This window comes from Streptomyces spinoverrucosus, assembly GCF_006539505.1.
GTDB lineage: Bacteria > Actinomycetota > Actinomycetes > Streptomycetales > Streptomycetaceae > Streptomyces > Streptomyces spinoverrucosus.
In genome coordinates this window covers 1-17,007 of sequence record NZ_BJND01000012.1, presented here as the reverse complement: position 1 = coordinate 17,007, position 17,007 = coordinate 1, and the positions used below count along the sequence as shown (strand labels likewise).

The 17,007-nt window shown below is 72.1% G+C and carries 14 protein-coding genes and 1 pseudogene; 9 read left to right on the top strand and 6 right to left on the bottom strand.

Going from position 1 to position 17,007, the window contains the following annotated elements; all coding sequences use genetic code 11:
- Positions 1-332: 332 nt before the first annotated feature.
- From SSP24_RS08365 to SSP24_RS08350, 4 genes are all read left to right on the top strand, one after another.
- The gene (locus SSP24_RS08365) at positions 333-881 is read left to right on the top strand and encodes a beta-class carbonic anhydrase (RefSeq protein ID WP_141308457.1); all 549 of its coding nucleotides are present in this window, start codon (positions 333-335) and stop codon (positions 879-881) included.
- Positions 882-1,116: 235 nt separating this feature from the next.
- On the top strand, positions 1,117-2,154 hold the full coding sequence (locus SSP24_RS08360; protein WP_141308455.1) for an AAA family ATPase: 1,038 nt from the start codon (positions 1,117-1,119) through the stop codon (positions 2,152-2,154).
- On the top strand, positions 2,154-3,530 hold the full coding sequence (locus SSP24_RS08355; RefSeq protein ID WP_141308453.1) for a DUF58 domain-containing protein: 1,377 nt from the start codon (positions 2,154-2,156) through the stop codon (positions 3,528-3,530). The genes SSP24_RS08360 and SSP24_RS08355 overlap by 1 nt, the downstream gene beginning before the upstream one ends.
- Complete coding sequence (locus tag SSP24_RS08350; RefSeq protein WP_141308451.1) at positions 3,527-6,025, top strand: transglutaminase TgpA family protein; 2,499 nt, start codon at positions 3,527-3,529, stop codon at positions 6,023-6,025. Before SSP24_RS08355 ends, SSP24_RS08350 begins: the two co-directional genes overlap by 4 nt.
- Before the next feature lie 88 nt (positions 6,026-6,113).
- Here the strand turns inward: SSP24_RS08350 and SSP24_RS08345 are convergent, their stop codons facing one another.
- The 3 genes from SSP24_RS08345 to SSP24_RS08335 form a co-directional block, all read right to left on the bottom strand.
- Positions 6,114-6,509, bottom strand: a complete 396-nt coding sequence (locus tag SSP24_RS08345; protein ID WP_141308449.1) for an SCO2097 family morphological protein — start codon at positions 6,507-6,509, stop codon at positions 6,114-6,116.
- A gap of 276 nt (positions 6,510-6,785) precedes the next feature.
- Positions 6,786-7,556 (bottom strand): methyltransferase, encoded by a 771-nt coding sequence (locus SSP24_RS08340; protein WP_141308447.1) that lies wholly within the window; start codon positions 7,554-7,556, stop codon positions 6,786-6,788.
- A gap of 249 nt (positions 7,557-7,805) precedes the next feature.
- On the bottom strand, positions 7,806-8,381 hold the full coding sequence (locus SSP24_RS08335; protein ID WP_141308445.1) for an SAV_6107 family HEPN domain-containing protein: 576 nt from the start codon (positions 8,379-8,381) through the stop codon (positions 7,806-7,808).
- A 195-nt stretch (positions 8,382-8,576) separates the two neighbouring features.
- Between SSP24_RS08335 and SSP24_RS08330 the strand changes: the two genes are divergently transcribed.
- The 5 genes from SSP24_RS08330 (at position 8,577) to SSP24_RS08310 (ending at position 14,830) form a co-directional block, all read left to right on the top strand.
- Complete coding sequence (locus SSP24_RS08330; protein WP_141308443.1) at positions 8,577-9,443, top strand: ABC transporter ATP-binding protein; 867 nt, start codon at positions 8,577-8,579, stop codon at positions 9,441-9,443.
- The gene (locus tag SSP24_RS08325) at positions 9,415-11,499 is read left to right on the top strand and encodes a YhgE/Pip domain-containing protein (protein ID WP_141308441.1); all 2,085 of its coding nucleotides are present in this window, start codon (positions 9,415-9,417) and stop codon (positions 11,497-11,499) included. The genes SSP24_RS08330 and SSP24_RS08325 overlap by 29 nt, the downstream gene beginning before the upstream one ends.
- Positions 11,500-11,548: 49 nt before the next feature.
- Positions 11,549-12,178, top strand: a complete 630-nt coding sequence (locus tag SSP24_RS08320; protein ID WP_141308439.1) for a TetR/AcrR family transcriptional regulator — start codon at positions 11,549-11,551, stop codon at positions 12,176-12,178.
- Between the two features lie 441 nt (positions 12,179-12,619).
- On the top strand, positions 12,620-13,237 hold the full coding sequence (locus SSP24_RS08315) for a DUF4126 domain-containing protein (protein WP_141308437.1): 618 nt from the start codon (positions 12,620-12,622) through the stop codon (positions 13,235-13,237).
- A gap of 102 nt (positions 13,238-13,339) precedes the next feature.
- On the top strand, positions 13,340-14,830 hold the full coding sequence (locus SSP24_RS08310; protein WP_141308435.1) for a phytoene desaturase family protein: 1,491 nt from the start codon (positions 13,340-13,342) through the stop codon (positions 14,828-14,830).
- Between the two features lie 36 nt (positions 14,831-14,866).
- On the opposite strand, the gene SSP24_RS08305 is transcribed toward SSP24_RS08310, so the two are convergent.
- The 3 genes and pseudogenes from SSP24_RS08305 to SSP24_RS43940 all read right to left on the bottom strand — a co-directional run.
- Positions 14,867-15,805: an SCO2102 family sporulation regulator gene (locus SSP24_RS08305; protein ID WP_141308433.1), complete on the bottom strand. Its 939-nt coding sequence runs from the start codon at positions 15,803-15,805 to the stop codon at positions 14,867-14,869.
- A 56-nt stretch (positions 15,806-15,861) separates the two neighbouring features.
- Positions 15,862-16,785, bottom strand: coding sequence for a methylenetetrahydrofolate reductase [NAD(P)H] (metF, locus tag SSP24_RS08300; protein ID WP_141308430.1), 924 nt, complete (start codon positions 16,783-16,785; stop codon positions 15,862-15,864).
- A gap of 124 nt (positions 16,786-16,909) precedes the next feature.
- Positions 16,910-17,007: pseudogene (locus tag SSP24_RS43940) on the bottom strand (thiamine phosphate synthase); the annotation flags it as partial.

Sequence of the window (17,007 nt, the reverse complement as noted above, 5' to 3'; positions counted from 1 at the left end):
CAGCCGGCCGGAGCGGGTGGAGGCCGAGCCGTACGTACGCGCCGCGCACGTGGGGGATCCCCGGCGTCTGGGCCGGGATCCTGGGGGAATTCGATGCAGCGGGGAGAGCCTCGCCTCCCGCTTCGCGTCACTTTAGTCCACCCTCAGTCGCGGTCAATCAACCGGCCTGCGCGTCGCGGCGGGGTACGGAAATCAACCCGCGAACCGGCGAGGATCACCCGCAAGGGCGTATACGCGCCACGCTTGTGGGTTAGCTCACATCACGGCCCGATGACTTCTTTGTCCTGCCTCACAACAGGACCCGAGCGCCCGTGACCAGTACCGTCGTCACCATGACGACTTCTGCATCGGTTCCCGCCGGCTCCGAGGACGCCATAGCCCGGGTCGGCACCGTCACCGACCGCCTCGTCGAGGCGAACCAGCGGTACGCGGCCGCCTTCACCGACCCCGGCATGGACGCCCGTCCGGTGCTCCAGGTGGCCGTCGTGGCCTGCATGGACGCCCGGCTCGACCTGCACGCCGCGCTCGGCCTGCAGCTCGGCGACTGTCACACCATCCGCAACGCGGGCGGCGTGGTCACCGACGACGTGATCCGCTCGCTCACCATCAGCCAGCGCAAGCTCGGCACGCGCAGCATCGTCCTGATCCACCACACCGGCTGCGGTCTGGAGAGCCTCACCGAGGACTTCCGCACCGAACTGGAGCTGGAAGTGGGCCAGCGCCCGGCCTGGGCGGTGGAGTCCTTCCGGGACGTCGACCAGGACGTACGGCAGTCGATGCAGCGCGTGCGCACCTCGCCGTTCCTGCAGCACACGGATGACGTGCGCGGCTTCGTCTTCGACGTGCGGACCGGTCTGCTGCGTGAGATCGACCCGGCGTAACCGGGCGGTGGAGCTGTCGTTTCGCTATCAATTCGAGCACCGAGGCCCGCGAAAAGCGTTAAAGCCGACATATCGCTGGCAGTTGTCCACAGGCGAGTGACACGAATCGGTAACGGCAGCAAGAATGCGGGTGGTGGCGTCACGCGGAACCTCGCGTGGTGTCCGTGTTTCGGGGTGGGCCGGTCCGCATCACAGAGCGTCGGCCCGTATGAAAGAACGGGCCGAGGAGGGCCGGGTGACGACCTATGACGATCGAGCGAGCCTTACTGATCTGACTGCCACCGTGGAGCGGGTCCGCAGTTCGGTGGAAGAAGTGATCGAGGGCAAGCCCGAGGTCGTGCGGCTTTCGCTGACCGTGCTGCTCGCCGAGGGACACCTCCTGATCGAGGACGTCCCCGGAGTGGGCAAGACAATGCTGGCCAAGACGCTGGCGCGGTCCATCGACTGTTCGGTGCGGCGGATCCAGTTCACGCCCGACCTGCTGCCCTCGGACATCACCGGTGTGTCCATCTGGGACCAGCAGCGCCGGGACTTCGAGTTCAAGCCGGGCGCGATCTTCGCCCAGATCGTGATCGGCGACGAGATCAACCGAGCCTCGCCCAAGACTCAGTCCGCGCTGCTGGAGTCGATGGAGGAGCGCCAGGTCACCATCGACGGGCAGACCTACGAGCTGCCCAGCCCCTTCATGGTGGTCGCCACGCAGAACCCGGTCGAAATGGAGGGCACCTACCCGCTCCCCGAGGCCCAACGCGACCGCTTCATGGCCCGCGTCTCCATCGGCTACCCGAGCCCGGAGGCCGAGCTGCAGATGCTCGACGTGCACGGCGGGGTGAGCCCGCTGGACGACCTCCAGCCGGTGGCACACGCGCACGAGATCGTGAAGTTGATCGAGGCGGTGCGCGGCGTCCACGTCGCCGACACCGTCCGGCGGTACGCGGTCGACCTGGTCGCCGCCACCCGCACCCACCCCGATCTCAGACTCGGCGCCTCCCCGCGCGCGACGCTGCACCTGCTGCGCGCGGCGAAGGCGGCAGCGGCCCTCAGCGGCCGGGAGTACGCCCTGCCGGACGACGTGCAGGCCCTCGCCGTGGCCGTGCTGGCCCACCGCCTGCTGCCCACCGCCCAGGCCCAGCTCAACCGCCGTACGGCGGAGCAGGTCGTCCAGGAGATCCTGCAGCACACGCCGGTGCCTGCGACGCCCCAGCAGAACGCTTTCGGCGGACTGGGCCAGGGCACCCCGGCGTTCGGCCAGCAGCCGCCCCGGAGGCTGTGATGACCACTCCGGCGGGGCCCGCGCCCGCCGACGCCGACCGGGGCGACAAGGGCGGCGTGCGTACGGCCCTGGCCGGTCTGACCACCCGCGGTCGCTCGTTCCTGGCCGCCGGAGTCGCCGCCGCCGTCTGCGCCTACGTCCTCGGCCAGAGCGACCTGCTCCGGGTCGGACTGCTGCTGGCGGTGCTGCCCCTGGTGTGCGCGACCGTGCTGTACCGCACGCGGTACCGGGTGGCCGGCAGCCGCAGGCTCTCCCCCGCGCGCGTGCCCGCCGGTGCGGAGGCCCGGGTCCATCTGCGGATCGACAACGTCTCGCGGCTGCCCACCGGCCTGCTCATGCTCCAGGACCGGGTGCCGTACGTGCTCGGCCCCCGCCCCCGCTTCGTGCTCGACCGCGTCGAGCCGGGCGGCCGCCGCGAGGTGTCCTACCGCGTCCGCTCCGACCTGCGCGGCCGCTATCCGCTGGGCCCGCTGCAGCTGCGCCTGACCGACCCGTTCGGGATGTGCGAGCTGACCCGGTCCTTCTCGACGTACGACACCCTGACGGTGATCCCGCGCGTGGAGCCGCTGCCGCCGGTGCGGCTGACCGGCGAGGCCAAGGGGTACGGCGACGGGCGGCTGCGCTCGCTCGCGCTGGCCGGCGAGGACGACGTCATCCCGCGCGGGTACCGCTACGGCGACGACCTGCGCCGTGTCCACTGGCGCTCCACCGCGCGCTACGGCGAGCTGATGGTGCGTCGCGAGGAGCAGCCGCAGCGCTCCCGCTGCACGGTGCTGCTCGACACCCGGGGCGTCGCCTTCGAGGGCGCGGGCCCCGACTCGGCCTTCGAGTGGGCCGTGGCGGGCACCGCCTCCGTGCTGGTGCACATGCTCGAACGTGGCTTTTCGGTACGGCTGTTGACGGACACCGGCAGCTCGGTGCCCGGCGAGGGCGCGGACGGCTTCGCCGGCGCCAGCCAGGAGTCGGCGGACGCGGCCGGGCTGATGATGGACACCCTCGCGGTGATCGACCACTCCGACGGTACGGGCCTGTCGCGGGCGTACGACGTGCTGCGCGGCGGACACGAGGGGCTGCTGGTGGCCTTCTTCGGCGACCTCGACGAGGAGCAGGGCGCGGTGGCCGCGAGGATGCGTCAGCGCACCGGCGGCGCGCTCGCCTTCGTCCTGGACAGCGAGGACTGGGTGCGGGAACCGACCGATGTGGCCCGGCCGTTGGACGGGAAGGAGGAGCGCCTGCGGATGCTGCGCGAGGCCGGTTGGACGGTCGTGCGCGTGCCGCGGGGCGCCTCGCTGCACGACCTGTGGCGCCAGGCGGAGCATGAGCGCACGGGTGTCGTGGCGGCGGGGGGCACGACGGGCGGGGAGGGGCGGTCATGAGCGGACAGGCGCGGATGGCTCTGTGCGCCACTGCGGCGACGCTGATGGCCGCGTGCGCCCTGCTGCCGCTGGTCGACCCGGCCACATGGTTTCTGCAGGCGGCCATCCTGCTGGCCATCCAGACGGGGGTGGGCACGGCGGCCCGGCGGGTGCCGCTGGCCCGTCCGCTGACGGTGACCGTGCAGGCCCTGGTCACGCTGATACTGCTGACCCTGGTCTTCGCCCGGGAGTACGCGTTCATCGGGCTGATCCCCGGCCCCGAGGCTTTCCTGCACTTCGCCGACCTGCTCCAGCAGGGCACCCAGGACGTCGGGCGGTACGCGATCCCGGCGCCCCTGTCCCCCGGCATCAAGCTGATGCTCATCGGCGGTGTCCTGGTGATCGGGCTGGCGGTCGACCTGATCGCGGTGACCTTCCGCAGCGCGGCCCCGGCCGGGCTGCCGCTGCTCGCGCTGTACTCGGTCGCCGCGGGCCTGTCCGACGGCAGCGGTGGCTGGGTGTGGTTCCTGATAGCGGCGGTCGGCTATCTGATGCTGCTGCTCGCCGAGGGACGGGACCGGCTGTCGCAGTGGGGCCGGGTGTTCGGCGGGACGCCACGCGGCCCGGGCGGCGAGCCCGGCCGCGGTCCAGTGGCGCCGGTGCGCACGGGGCGGCGGATCGGCGTGGTCGCGCTGGGCATAGCCCTGGTCGTGCCGCTGACCCTGCCCGCGATGAACGGCGGCCTGCTGGACGGCGCCGGGACGGGCGTCGGCACGGGCAGCGGGGGCGGCGGCACGATCTCCGCGGTGAACCCGCTGGTGTCGCTGCGCGACAGCCTGAACGTGGACGAGGACCGCACGGTCATGACGCTGCGCAGCAGCACGGACGACCTGTCGAACATGTACCTGCGCATCGTGTCCCTGGACGACTTCGACGGCACCACGTGGAAGCCCTCCCGGCGGAACATCGTCGCGGTGCCGGACGAGTTCCCGACACCCGTCGGACTGGGCCCGGAGGTCCGGCGCGCCGAGGTCCGCACCCGGATCGCCGCGGCGGACTGGTACGCGCAGGACTGGCTGCCCATGCCGTACCCGCCGAGCGACGTGCGGATCGACGGCAACTGGCGGTACGAACCGGTCGGCATGACACTCGTCGGCGATCACGGCCAGACCACCCGCGACGCCACCTACGAGGTGACCAGCCTCGATGTGCAGCCGACGGCGGATCAGCTCGCCTCGGCGCCGGAGCCGCCCGCCGCGATCGAGCGCGAGTTCACCGAGGTACCTGACTCACTGCCGCAGGTGGTGTCGCGGCAGGCCCGCGAGATCACGGCAGGCGCGAGGAACCCGTACGAGCAGGCGGTCAAGCTCCAGGAGTACTTCGCCCTGACCGGCGGGTTCCAGTACGACACCGAGGTGGAGGTCGGTGGCGGCTCCCAGGCGATCGCCCGCTTCCTGCGGGACAAGCGGGGCTTCTGTGTGCACTTCTCCTTCGCGATGGCGTCGATGGCCCGCACGCTCGGCATACCGGCCCGGGTCGCGGTGGGCTTCGCGCCCGGTACGGCGCAGGGGGACGGCACGGTGACGGTGGGGCTCCGGGACGCGCACGCGTGGCCCGAGCTGTACTTCGAGGGCGTGGGCTGGACCCGTTTCGAGCCGACCCCGAACCGGGGCTCGGCGCCCACGTACACCCAGCCCGAGGTGCCGGGCAGCAGCATCCCCGAGCTGCCGGAGGCCTCGCGTCCGGCGGAACCGGCTCCGTCGGCCGAGCCGTCCACGAGCGCGAGCTGCTCGGCGCAGGACAGGCGGCTCGAGGCGTGCGGCGGGGCGCTGCCGCTGGACCCGGGCGCCTCGGACGACGGGGGCCCGCCCTGGTACCAGACGGCGGGCTGGACGCTGCTCGCCGTCGCGGTGATCCTCCTGCCGCTGCTGCCCATGCTGTGGCGGGTCAGACGGCGGTCGGTGCGGCTGGCCTCGGCCCGGCACACCGGCTCGGCGGCACCGGGTGTGCTCGGCCGGGGACGCGGCGGTGAAGGCCGCAGCGACGGCGTCGAGGTGACCACCCTCGACGTGCAGCTGGACGAGCGGTATGCCGCCGAGGTGGCCGCCGGGCATGTGCTGGCCGTCTGGCGGGAACTGACCGACACCGCCTGGGACTACGGCATCGTGCCGGACGACGCGCTGACCCCGCGCAAGGCGGCCGAGCGGATCGTGCGGCTGGGGCATCTGGACGAGCCGACGGCCCAGTCGGTGCACCGGGTGGCCGGTGCCGTGGAGCAGGTGCTGTTCGCACCGAACCCACGCGCGGAGACGGGGCTGGCCGACGACGTACGCCGGATGCGGGCGGCGCTGCGCTCCCGGGCGGGCTGGCGGACCCGGATCCGGGCCGTGGTCGCACCACGCTCGGCCATCCGGGCCGTGTGGGACCTCAATGACCGCTGGTCGGCAGCGAAGGCCCGCGCGGCGAGCGGCTGGGCGACTCTGGTGCGCCGACCGTCGGGTCAGCAGAGCGGCTGAGGCCGGGGTCGGTCAGGGCATGCGTGAGGGGTTACCGCCCGCCGGGCGGTAACCCCTCACGTACGTCGGTGGGAGCTGTGGGTGGGAATCAGTGGCCCTGTTGCTCGTCGCGGCGTCGCTGCCAGCGCTGTTCGATGCGGTCCATCATCGAGCGCCGCTGACGTACCTGACGGCCGGCGGGGGGACCACCCGCGGCGGGCTGCTCGCCCGGCTTGGGGGCCTTGCGCCAACCGGTCACGGCGAGTACCGCGCACCCCAGCATGACGAGGAAGCCCACCACGCTGAGCCAGACCTGCTTGGCGACCATTCCGGCCATGAGGAGCGCGATACCTACGAGGAAGCCCGCGACCGCCTGGTAGACCCGTCGCCGGGTGTACGTACGCAGCCCGCTTCCCTCAAGCGCTGTCGCGAACTTGGGATCTTCGGCGTACAGCGCTCGCTCCATCTGCTCGAGCATGCGCTGCTCGTGCTCTGAGAGCGGCACGGAGTCCTCCTCATCGTGCAGTCGCCGGGGCGACCCGGGGGGTCTCTTCAGGATAGGCAGGGAATCGCCCCCGTGAAACCCGCCCCTCTGCGCCAATTGGCCAACCGGAACCCGCCATGGCCGGACCGGTCCGCCGAGAATCACATTCCCCGGCAGCCGACCCGTCATGCCGGGCGGTCTCCCTCGATCATACGGCGGGAAGCCCCCGATCGGGGGGCCTGTGGCGTACTCCATCCGCCACCAAGCCGCTGATCAGCGGCGCGCCACTGCTGTCGCTCAGGCCCCGGCAGACGCTCCGGTCTCACCGAGCACATGAAGCTGCGTGGACACCGCGTGGAACGCGGGCAGCTCGGCCGCGGCGGCCTCCAGCTTGAGCAGGGCGTCCATGGCGCCGGGCTCGGTGTCCACCAGCACGCCGGGCACGAGGTCGGCGAAGACCCGGACGCCGTGCACGGCCGTGACGGCGAGGCCGGCGCCCTCGACCAGGTCGGTGAGCTGCTCGGCGGTGAAACGGCGCGGCATCGGGTCACCCGAGCCCCAGCGGCCGTTCGGGTCGTCGAGGGCCTGCTTGGCCTCCTTGAAGTGGCCCGCGAGAGCACGCGCGAGCACGGCACCGCCGAGCCCGGCGGCGAGCAGGCTGAGGACACCCTCGGGCCGCAGGGCGGCCACCGCGTTGCGGATGCCCTCGGCCGGGTCGTCCACGTACTCCAGGACGCCATGGCACAGCACCGCGTCGTAGCCGCCGCGCTCGACCACGTCGAACAGGCCGTGGGCGTCGCCCTGCACGCCCTTCACCCGGTCGGCGACGCCGGCCTCGGCTGCGCGGCGCTCCAGGGCGAAGAGCGCGTTCGGGCTGGGGTCGACGACGGTGACCCGGTGGCCGAGGCCGGCGACGGGCACGGCGAACTTGCCGCTGCCGCCTCCGGTGTCGAGGACGTCCAGCGACTCCCGGCCCGTGGCCTTGACCCGGCGGTCCAGGGCGTCCCGGAGGACCTCCCACACCACGGCGGTACGGAGAGCGGCGCGGGGGCTCGACGGGTCCGACACGGCAGTTGACTCCTCGGCGCGGCACCGCCCCTATGCGGGGCGGAGCGAACGGGGTGCCTCCCCGGCCCGGGGATACGGGTGGAAGGCTTCAGGCGCTCTCCACCCTATTGCCTCCGGTGCGCCGACCGGTCATTGCGGTGACTGCGTATCCCTGCTGACCATTCCCTCCTGACCATGGGTGGTTTCGGCGTCAGACGCGTCAGGCACCTCAGGTGCGTCAGGCACGCCAGGTCATGCGCGTCGTGTGCGTCAGCCCGCGTCGGGCATCTCGCGGTCGTGGCCCGCGCCGGGGCCGCGGTCCTCCGCCTCGTCCGCGTCCGGGCGGGGCTGTGGGAGGACCGGCTGGAGCACCAGCATCCGCTCGACGAGGCGGATGAACATCGCCACATCGCGTATCAGGTCGTCGGCGTCCCGGCGGCTGGCCGCGCCCTGGATGCCCGCCTCGGCCCGGGCGCGGCGCCGGGCACCGGAGGCGAACAGGGCGCTCCACTCGGTGAGCTCGGGCGCGATTTCGGGGAGCACTTCCCAGGCGCTGCGGATCCGGGCCCGGCGCCGGGGGTTGGGCTCCGGGCGGCCCCGAGCGGCCAGCACGGCGGCGGCGGTGCGCAGGGCGGCGAGGTGGGCGGTGGCGTAGCGCTCGTTCGGCGTTTCGAGGACTGCTGCCTCGTCGAGCCCGGCACGTGCCTGGGCGAGCAGGTCGAGGGCGGCGGGCGGGGCCGTGGCCCGGCGGAGCACGGGGTGCACGTCGCCCGCCGGACCGGTCAGTGAGGGGGCAGGGCCGGTGGCGCGGCGCCGACGGGCGGCGGCTGCGGATGAGTTGGCCATGACGAACCTCCTGTCGTCTGTGTGACGGCACGCCCTCACACGGGGTGCCGTATGTGCCCATCGTGAGGTATGGCACTGACAATCCGTTCTGACCTGCGACTTTGCTTCGATCGCGAGTTCGGGCTAGTTTTTGCACTGACCAGTCAGTTCAAATAGTTCGGTTCGGAAACACCTGGGGGCACTGTGGGGGGAACCGTGGCGGGACTCGCCGTCACCGCCCGCGACTTCGGGCTGGAGGGACCCCGCGGCTGGGCCTTCCGCGGCATTTCCTTCGCCGCGGAGCCCGGCTCGCTGATCGCCGTCGAGGGCCCGTCGGGGTCGGGCCGTACGAGCCTGCTGCTCGCGCTCACCGGGCGGATGAAGGCGACCGAGGGGACGGCGGTGGTCGGCGACGCCCGGCTGCCGAAGCAGATGGCGGCCCTGCGCCGGGTCAGCGCGCTCGCCCACGTGCCCGGTGTCACCGACCTCGATCCGGCCCTGACCGTCGGGGAGCATCTGCGCGAACGGGCGCTGCTGGAGCGCCGGTTCGGCGTCTCGCTGCGGGGGCTGCTGCGTCCGCGCGCCGAACGCGCGCGGGAGGCGCGGCTGCGGATCGACGCCGCCCTGACCGCCGCCGGACTGGACCGTCAGGCCCTGCCCAAGGGCTCGCGGACCTCCGTACGCGATCTGGAGCGCGTCGAGGCGCTGCGGCTGTCCATCGCGCTGGCGCTCGTCGGGCGCCCGCGGCTGCTCGGGGTCGACGACACCGACCTCAAGCTCTCCGACGCCGAGCGGGCCGAGGTGTGGGCGCTGCTGAGGTCGCTCACCGAGGGCGGGACGACGGTGGTGGCGGTGTGCAGCGAGGCTCCCGGGGACGCCGTGGTGGTGTCCACCGAGCGGGGCGGCGGCGACGTACCCGAGGCGCCCGAGCCCGGCGGCGACGGTGCCGCCGACGACGTACCCGAAGACCCTGAGGGCGCCGACAGCGACGTACCGGATGAGCGGGACGGCCGGGACGGTCAGGCGGCCCGTGACGATGCGAAGGAGGCGGCGGATGCGTTCGCCGAGGCTGGCCGCGCTTGAGCTGCGGCGGTTCGGCCGGGGGAAGCTGCCCCGGGCCGCCCTGGTGGCGCTTCTGCTGCTGCCGCTGCTGTACGGCGCGCTGTACCTGTGGTCCTTCTGGGACCCGTACGGCCGCCTCGACCGGCTCCCCGTGGCGCTGGTGAACGACGACAAGGGCGCGACCGCCGACGGGAAGAGGGTCGAGGCGGGCGACGACATCGTGGCGGGGCTGCGGGACAGTGAGGTCTTCGACTGGCACGAGGTGAGCGCCGAGGAGGCGCGCGCGGGGGTCGAGGACGGCACGTACTACCTGTCCCTGACCATGCCCGCCGACTTCAGCGAGCGCATCGCCTCCAGCTCGGGCGACTCCCCCGAGACGGGCGCCCTTCAGGTCCGTACGAACGACGCGAACAACTACATCGTCGGGCAGATCTCGCGGACGGTGTTCAGCGAGGTGCGTACGGCGGCGTCCACCAAGGCGTCGCGGTCGTTCCTGGACCGGATCTTCATCTCGTTCTCCGACATCCACGGCGAGACGGTGAAGGCGGCCGACGGGGCGGACAAGCTCAAGAGCGGCATCGGTACGGCCGAGAAGGGCTCCAAGGACCTCGCCGACGGGCTGAAGGACGCCAAGGACGGCAGCGGGGACCTGTCCTCGGGGCTGACGAAGCTCACCAAGGGCGCGAGTGATCTGGAGGACGGTTCGGCGCGGGTCGCGGAGGGTACGCAGGCGCTCGCCGACCAGGTCAACGGGATCGCGGACAAGCTGGGGCCCTTCCTCGATGACAACGAGAAGACCATCGGTGACACGGCGCGGCTGGTCGCCGACTCGTCGGCGGCGATCCGCGACAACCTCGACGCGCTGGTGAAGCGGGCCCCGGCCGCCGCCGAGGGAGCCCACCTGGCCTCCGACGCGCTGACCGACATCCACAAGAGGCGCTGCGAGACCCCCGTACTGCCCGACGCGGTCTGCTCCGACCTGGAGAAGGCCAGGGACTCGGCCGCCGACGTGGCGACGATCGCGGACGACCTCAACACGGTGCTCAGCAACTACGACGGCGACATGGACAAGCTCGACGGGCATCTCGCCACCCTGGAGGAGCAGGCCCGGGCGCTCGCCCAGGACGCGCCGCACCTCTCGGAGGACCTCGACGAGGCCGTCACGAAGATCAACAAACTGAACGAGGGTGCCGGGAAGGTCGCCCAAGGCGCCAAGGCACTGCACTCGGGGCTGGGCACCGCCCGGACGGGTGCGGTGGACCTCGACGAGGGCGTCGGTGAGCTCAAGACCGGCGCGGACGACCTCAGTGGGGGCATGTACAAGCTCGTCGACGGCTCCGTGAGGCTCGCGGACGGGCTGCACGACGGCGCCGAGCAGATTCCCGACTACGACAAGCAGGAGCGCGACGCGCGTACGGAGGTCATGGCGGACCCGGTCCAGCTGGCGTCCAAGTCCCTGCACAAGGCGCCCAATTACGGCACCGGCTTCGCCCCGTACTTCATCCCGCTGTCCCTGTGGGTGGGCGCGATGGTGGCGTACATGCTGGTTCCGCCGCTCAACCGGCGGGCGCTGGCCGCCGGTGCGTCGGCCTGGCGGATCGCGCTGGCGGGCTGGTTGCCGGTGCTGGCGATCGGCGTGCTCCAGACGGTGGCCCTGATGGCGGTGCTGCACTGGGCGGTCGGCCTTCAGATGGCGCGGGCGGCCGGGACGGTGGGCTTCCTGTTCCTGGTGACGGCGTGCTTCGCGGCGATCGTCCAGTGGCTGAACGCGCGCTTCGGCGCCGCCGGCCGGATCCTGGTGCTCGCGTTGCTGATGCTGCAACTGACGTCCGCGGGCGGCACGTACCCCGTGCAGACCAGCCCGGGCTTCTTCAACGCGCTGCACCCCTACCTGCCGATGAGCTACATCGTCGAGGCGCTCAGGAGGCTCATCACGGGTGGTGGTCTCACTCCCGTGTGGCACGCGTGCGTGGTGCTCGCCGCGTTCACGGTGGGCGCTCTCGCGCTGACCGCGGTGTCGGCCCGCCGCCGCCAGGTGTGGACGCTGGACCGGCTGCATCCCGAGCTGAGCCTGTGAGCCCCCACTGGTGCCCTCCGGTGGTGCCGTTCCTGTGACAATCAAGGCCATGGAAAGCAGCAGCGCCACGTCGGGGGCGAGTACGCGCCGCGAGGCGACCCGGCAGAAGCTCTACGAGGCGGCCGTCACGCTCATCGCGGAGCAGGGCTTCTCGGCCACGACAGTGGACGAGATCGCCGAGCGGGCCGGGGTCGCCAAGGGCACGGTGTACTACAACTTCGCCAGCAAGTCCGTCCTCTTCGAGGAGCTGCTGCGGCACGGCGTGGGCCTCCTCACCGCTTCCCTGAGGGAGGCGGCCGAGCGGACGGAGAAGGACGGCGGCACCAAGGTGGCCGCGCTGGACGCGATGATCCGGGCCGGGCTCGTGTTCATCGACCGATATCCGGCCTTCACGCAGCTGTACGTGGCCGAGCTGTGGCGCACCAACCGGGCCTGGCAGTCCACGCTGCTGGTGGTCCGGCAGGAGGCGGTGGCGGTCGTCGAGGACGTGCTGCGCGGGGGGATCGAGAACGGTGAGTTCAGCGAGGAGATCGATGTGCCGCTGACGGCTGCGGCGCTGGTCGGCATGGTGCTGGTGGCCGCGCTGGACTGGCAGGCGTTCCAGCCGGAGCGCTCGCTGGACGATGTGCACGCGGCGTTGTCGCGGTTGTTGCAGGGGCGGGTGAGTGGGCGTCCGTGAGCCCGGAAAAGGAAAACGCCGGTCCGGATGGTGGCCGCGTCCCCCGCGGGCCACGCCGGACCGGCGCTTCCTTGTGCTCCCCCGTTTCCCCGTACCCCCCGTTCCCCCGTACTCCCCCGTGCCCCCCGTTTCCCCATTCCCTGTGGGATTCCCCCATTGGGATCCCCCATTGGGCCCCCGTTCGGTCGTCCCTCCCCCGGGTTCCCCCGTGCCTCGCTCCCGCCGACCTGAGCCGGCGGAAGGAGCGGTCCAGGGCCGCGCCGTTCCGCCGCCCCGTGTCGGCGGTGCCGGCGCGGGGCCCCTTTCCGTGCCTCCACTCTCTCGTTCGCGCAGGTCGCGCCCCATCCGCGCGCGTACTCATCTCCCTGCCTAGGTACGGATACTCAGCCGTCCGCGCTCGCCCCCAGGCCGCTCAGCCGCGCCCTGGATACGATCGCGTCCGTGTCCGTACTCCCCCTCGTCTTCACCAGCGGCTGGGCCAGCGGCGTCAACGCGTACGCCGTGGTGCTGCTGCTCGGCTTCTTCGGTGCGACGGGACTGAGCGACGAGGTCCCGGAGGCGCTGCAACGGCCCGAGGTGCTCATCCCGGCGGGCGTGCTGTTCCTGTGCGAGGCGGTCGCCGACAAGATCCCCTACGTCGACTCCGTATGGGACTCCGTGCACACGGTGATCCGGCCCGCCGCGGGCGCGTGGGTCGGGGCGCTGCTCGCCGGGCAGAGCGGTTCGCTCTCCGATCTGGCGGCGGGCGCGATCGGGGGTTCGACGGCGCTGGCCAGCCATGCGGTCAAGGCGGGCACGCGGATGGCGGTCAACTCGTCGCCCGAGCCCTTCAGCAACGTGATCATCAGCCTGGCCGAGGATCTGGGCGTCGGGGGACTGGTGACGTTCGCGATCTTCCACCCGGAGGCAGCGGCGATCATCGCGGCGACCCTGCTGGTCATGGGCCTGGCCGCCTTGTACTTCCTAGCCTCCCGCATCCGCCGCTTCCTGCGCCGCAGAGCCCAACGCCGCGAGGAACGACGACTGGCGGGGCGAACGGGGTCGCCGCCGCCGGGCTGAGGTCTGCCTGTGCGGCGCGAGACTACCTCCCCTCCCGCGCCCAACCGCGCTGGTCACAGGCCCGGGCACGGGCTGTCAGTGGCTGCCGATAAAGTCGCACGCATGGGACGGATTGCGGTGATCGGTGCGGGGATGGGTGCCATGGCGGCTGCTGCGCGGCTGGCCGTGGCGGGGCACCGGGTGGTGGTGTACGAGCGTACGGAGACGTACGGCGGGGCGGTGCGGCGGCGGGAGCGGGACGGGTTCGCCTTCGACACCGGTCCCCGTGTGCTGCCGTTGCCCGCGGTCTGGCGGGACCTGTTCCTCAAGACCGGCAAGGAGCCGCTGGAGGCGTGTGTCGAGCTGACGCAGGTCGATCCGTCGGCGCGGCATGTCTTCGCGGACGGCACCGAAGTGTCCCTGCCGAACGCCTCGCGCGCGGGCGTGGTCGCCGCCCTCGACGACGCGCTGGGCGCGGGTGCGGGCGCCCGCTGGGGCGACTTCCTGGTGCGGGCCCGTGAGGCCTGGGACCGGACTCGCCGGCCGCTCCTGGAGGAGCCGCTGTGGCCCAACTGGCCGGTGCTGGGCGAGCGCGAGCCCTACCCGGCCGTCCCGCACAAACGGCTGCTGCGCACCCGTCGGGCCGGCACGCTCGCCGAGGTCGGCGCCTGGGAGCTGCGCGAGCCCCGGCTGATCGCCCTTCTGGAGAGCCACGCGCTGGCGTACGGCCTGGACCCGCGCGTCGCCCCGGCGAGCGCGGCCGTACTGCCGTACATGGAGCACGCCTTCGGCACCTGGTACGTGCGCGGCGGCATCCGGGAGCTGGCCCGGGCGGTGTACGAGCGTTGCCTCTCCCGCCGGGTCGAGTTCATCTTCGGCGCCGAGGTCACCGGGCTGCTGGAGAAGGACGGCCGCGCGGCGGGCGTTGAGCTCGCCGACGGCACAGTGGCGGAGGCGGACTTCGTGGTCGCCGGTGTCGCGCCCGGCGCACTGCCGGACATGCCGCCACGCGCCACCGGCGAGGTCCCGCCCCAGCGCGGGCTGCCCAGCCGCCTGACGGTGCTGCTGGCCCTGCGCGGCCCCCGCCCGAAGGGGACACCGCACCGGACAGTCGTGCACACCGAGGACCGGGACGGGGAGTTGGAGTCGCTGTTCGGTGGCGGGACCGGGACGACGACACCGCACCCCACGGTCACCGTCCTGCGCCCCGACGACCCACGACTGGTCCCGGACGCCGACCACGAGGCGGTCACCCTCACGACCACCGTCCCGGCCTCGACCACCTCGGAGACCTGCGCCGACCGCGCCGAAGCCATGCTCACCGCCGCCGAACGCGCGATACCCGACCTCCGCGCCCGCCTCCTTTGGCACGAGCCGTACACCCCGGCGGACATCGCCGAGGCGACCGGCGCGCAGGGCGGAGCGGTCCCCGCCCCGGCACTGGCGGCGGCCGAGGGCAGGCTGCTGCACCCGTCCAACAGCACGGCACTGCCCGGCCTGTTCACCGTCGGCGGCTGGTCCCATCCGGGCGGCGGCCTCCCGCACGCGGGCATGTCGGGCACCCTGGTCGCGGGGCTGATCGTGGAGGGTCCGGACTTCCGCGGCTCTCAGTGAGCCCGAGTTCCGCGGCCTCTCAGTGAGAGCGGGCGCTCAGAACCGGTACCGCTCGTCGTACTCGTTCCCCTGCTGCCCTTGGCCGTCCCCCTGATAGGGATACGGCTGCTCCGGCGGCAGCTCGGCGCCGTAGGGATCGTCGGCGTTGCGCTGCTGCGGCACCCACACACCCCCGGCCGGGGTCTCGCCGCCGTAGCCGCCGGTGGCAGCTGTGGCACCGGTGCCGTACTGGTCCTGGCCGTAGCCCTGCTGACCGTACTGCTGGTCATAGCCGGTGTCGTACGACCCACCGCTGTAGGTCTGGGTGCCGATGTACGGGTCGGAGTAGGCGGCGTACTGCTGCTGACCGGTGGTGTCGTAGCCGTACTGCTGCTGGCCGTAGGCGGAGTAGCCGTCGTAGGCGTAGTTCTGGTCGGCGGTCTGGGCGGCCGCCGCGTACTGGTCCTGGGCCTGGCCCTGGGTGGCGTAGGCGCCGGTGTCGCCGTACACGCCGTACGAGCCGGTGTCGTCGGGCATGGGCTGCGGTGCGTACACGGCGGTGGTCTCGGCGGCCGCGGGGGCGGGGCGGGCGGGCGTGAAGACGTCGTCGCGGTCGTAGTCGTCCTGGCCGTGGGCGGCGCCGCCGTCGCCGTGGTCGGCCGCTTCGAGGTCGGAGATCTCCAGGGTCGGGTCCTGGCGGTCCGGCTCACCGCGGCGGCGCTTGCTGCCGCCCAGGCTCGGACGGCCGGTCACCGCCCAGCCCTCGGCGAAGCCACGGCGGAACGACAGCGTCACGTATGTCTGCCCGACCGCGAAGGCGGCCGCGCCCAGTCCGATCACGATGACGGACGGGATCAGTACACCGACGACGACACCGAGGAAGCCGACGAACGCCAGCAGCCGCCAGCGAAGCCGTGCCTTGTACTGCAGCAGCACCTCACCGAGCAGCCACAGCGCGACGATGCCGAACGCGATGTAGAGGACCGTCCAGCCCATGTACGCCCCTCTCCCAGTGGCCGCTACGCAGTGTGTCGTATGAGCGTGCGACCGGTCTAGGCCCGCGGTGGGTGGTGCAGACCCAGGTTCTCGTAGATTTCCAGGGTCGCCGTGGAGTTGTTCAGCGTGATGAAGTGCAGACCCGGCACTCCCTCCGCCAGCAGCCGTGCGCAGAACTCCGTGGCGAACTCGATCCCAATGGAGCGTACAGCGGACGGATTGTCTTTCGCTGTGAGGATCCGCTCTTTCAAGGTGGACGGAATGTGAGCGTTGCTGAGCTGCGGCAGCCGCTCCAGCATCCGGACGCTGGTCACAGGCATGACCTCGGGGATGACCGGGGTCTCGCAGCCCGCGGCGGCCACTCGGTCACGCAGTCGAAGGTAGGACTCCGGCTGGAAGAACATTTGTGTGATCGCGTAGTCGGCGCCGGCCCGGCACTTGTCGACGAAGTGCTCGACGTCCGTGTCCCAGTCGGCGGAGCGCGGGTGCATCTCGGGGAAGGCCGCGACGCCGACGCAGAAGTCGCCCGACTCCTTGATGAGCCGGACGAGCTCGGCGGCATAGGTCAGGCCCTTGGGGTGCGGCACCCACTCGCCCATGGGGTCGCCGGGCGGGTCGCCGCGCAGGGCGAGCATGTTGCGGATGCCGGCGTCGGCGAACTGGCCGATCACATTGCGCAGCTCGCCGATCGAGTGGTCGACGGCGGTGAGGTGGGCGACCGGGGTGAGTGTGGTGTCGGCGACGATCTGCTGCGTCTCCTTGACCGTGCTGGCGCGCGTGGAGCCGCCGGCGCCATAGGTCACGGAGACGAAGTCGGGGGCCACCGCCTCGACCCTGCGCAGCGCGTTCCACAGGCTGCGCTCGCCCTTGGCGGTCTTCGGCGCGTAGAACTCGAACGAGTACGTCGTCTTGCCGGTGGCGAGCATGTCGCGCACGGTGCGTGCGCGATCAGTCCTGGTGGATGCGGTTCCGAGGGCCATACGGGCAGGTTAGCCAGGGGCTGTCGGTCCCCCAACCGGATGCCGGAAATTTGCCCGAATTGTCGGGTTGCTGTCCATCCCTTGGACAATCCATCCCTTGGACAACCCTTGGCCCAGACGGGCCTCACACCCCCCGCAGCCGCTTCGCGAACTCCGCCGCCGCCGCGCCCGGGTCGTCCGCCTCCGTGATCGCGCGGACGACGACCACCCGGCGGGCGCCCG

What these genes read in the sequence shown, in the direction of transcription:
- SSP24_RS08365 (WP_141308457.1), top strand. Translation starts at nt 333, where the DNA reads ATGACGACTTCTGCATCGGTTCCCGCCGGCTCCGAGGACGCCATAGCC.
- SSP24_RS08355 (WP_141308453.1), top strand. Translation starts at nt 2,154, where the DNA reads ATGACCACTCCGGCGGGGCCCGCGCCCGCCGACGCCGACCGGGGCGAC.
- SSP24_RS08350 (WP_141308451.1), top strand. Translation starts at nt 3,527, where the DNA reads ATGAGCGGACAGGCGCGGATGGCTCTGTGCGCCACTGCGGCGACGCTG.
- SSP24_RS08335 (WP_141308445.1), bottom strand. Translation starts at nt 8,381, where the DNA reads ATGGCCAACTCATCCGCAGCCGCCGCCCGTCGGCGCCGCGCCACCGGC.
- SSP24_RS08325 (WP_141308441.1), top strand. Translation starts at nt 9,415, where the DNA reads ATGCGTTCGCCGAGGCTGGCCGCGCTTGAGCTGCGGCGGTTCGGCCGG.
- SSP24_RS08320 (WP_141308439.1), top strand. Translation starts at nt 11,549, where the DNA reads ATGGAAAGCAGCAGCGCCACGTCGGGGGCGAGTACGCGCCGCGAGGCG.
- SSP24_RS08310 (WP_141308435.1), top strand. Translation starts at nt 13,340, where the DNA reads ATGGGACGGATTGCGGTGATCGGTGCGGGGATGGGTGCCATGGCGGCT.
- SSP24_RS08305 (WP_141308433.1), bottom strand. Translation starts at nt 15,805, where the DNA reads ATGGGCTGGACGGTCCTCTACATCGCGTTCGGCATCGTCGCGCTGTGG.
- metF (WP_141308430.1), bottom strand. Translation starts at nt 16,785, where the DNA reads ATGGCCCTCGGAACCGCATCCACCAGGACTGATCGCGCACGCACCGTG.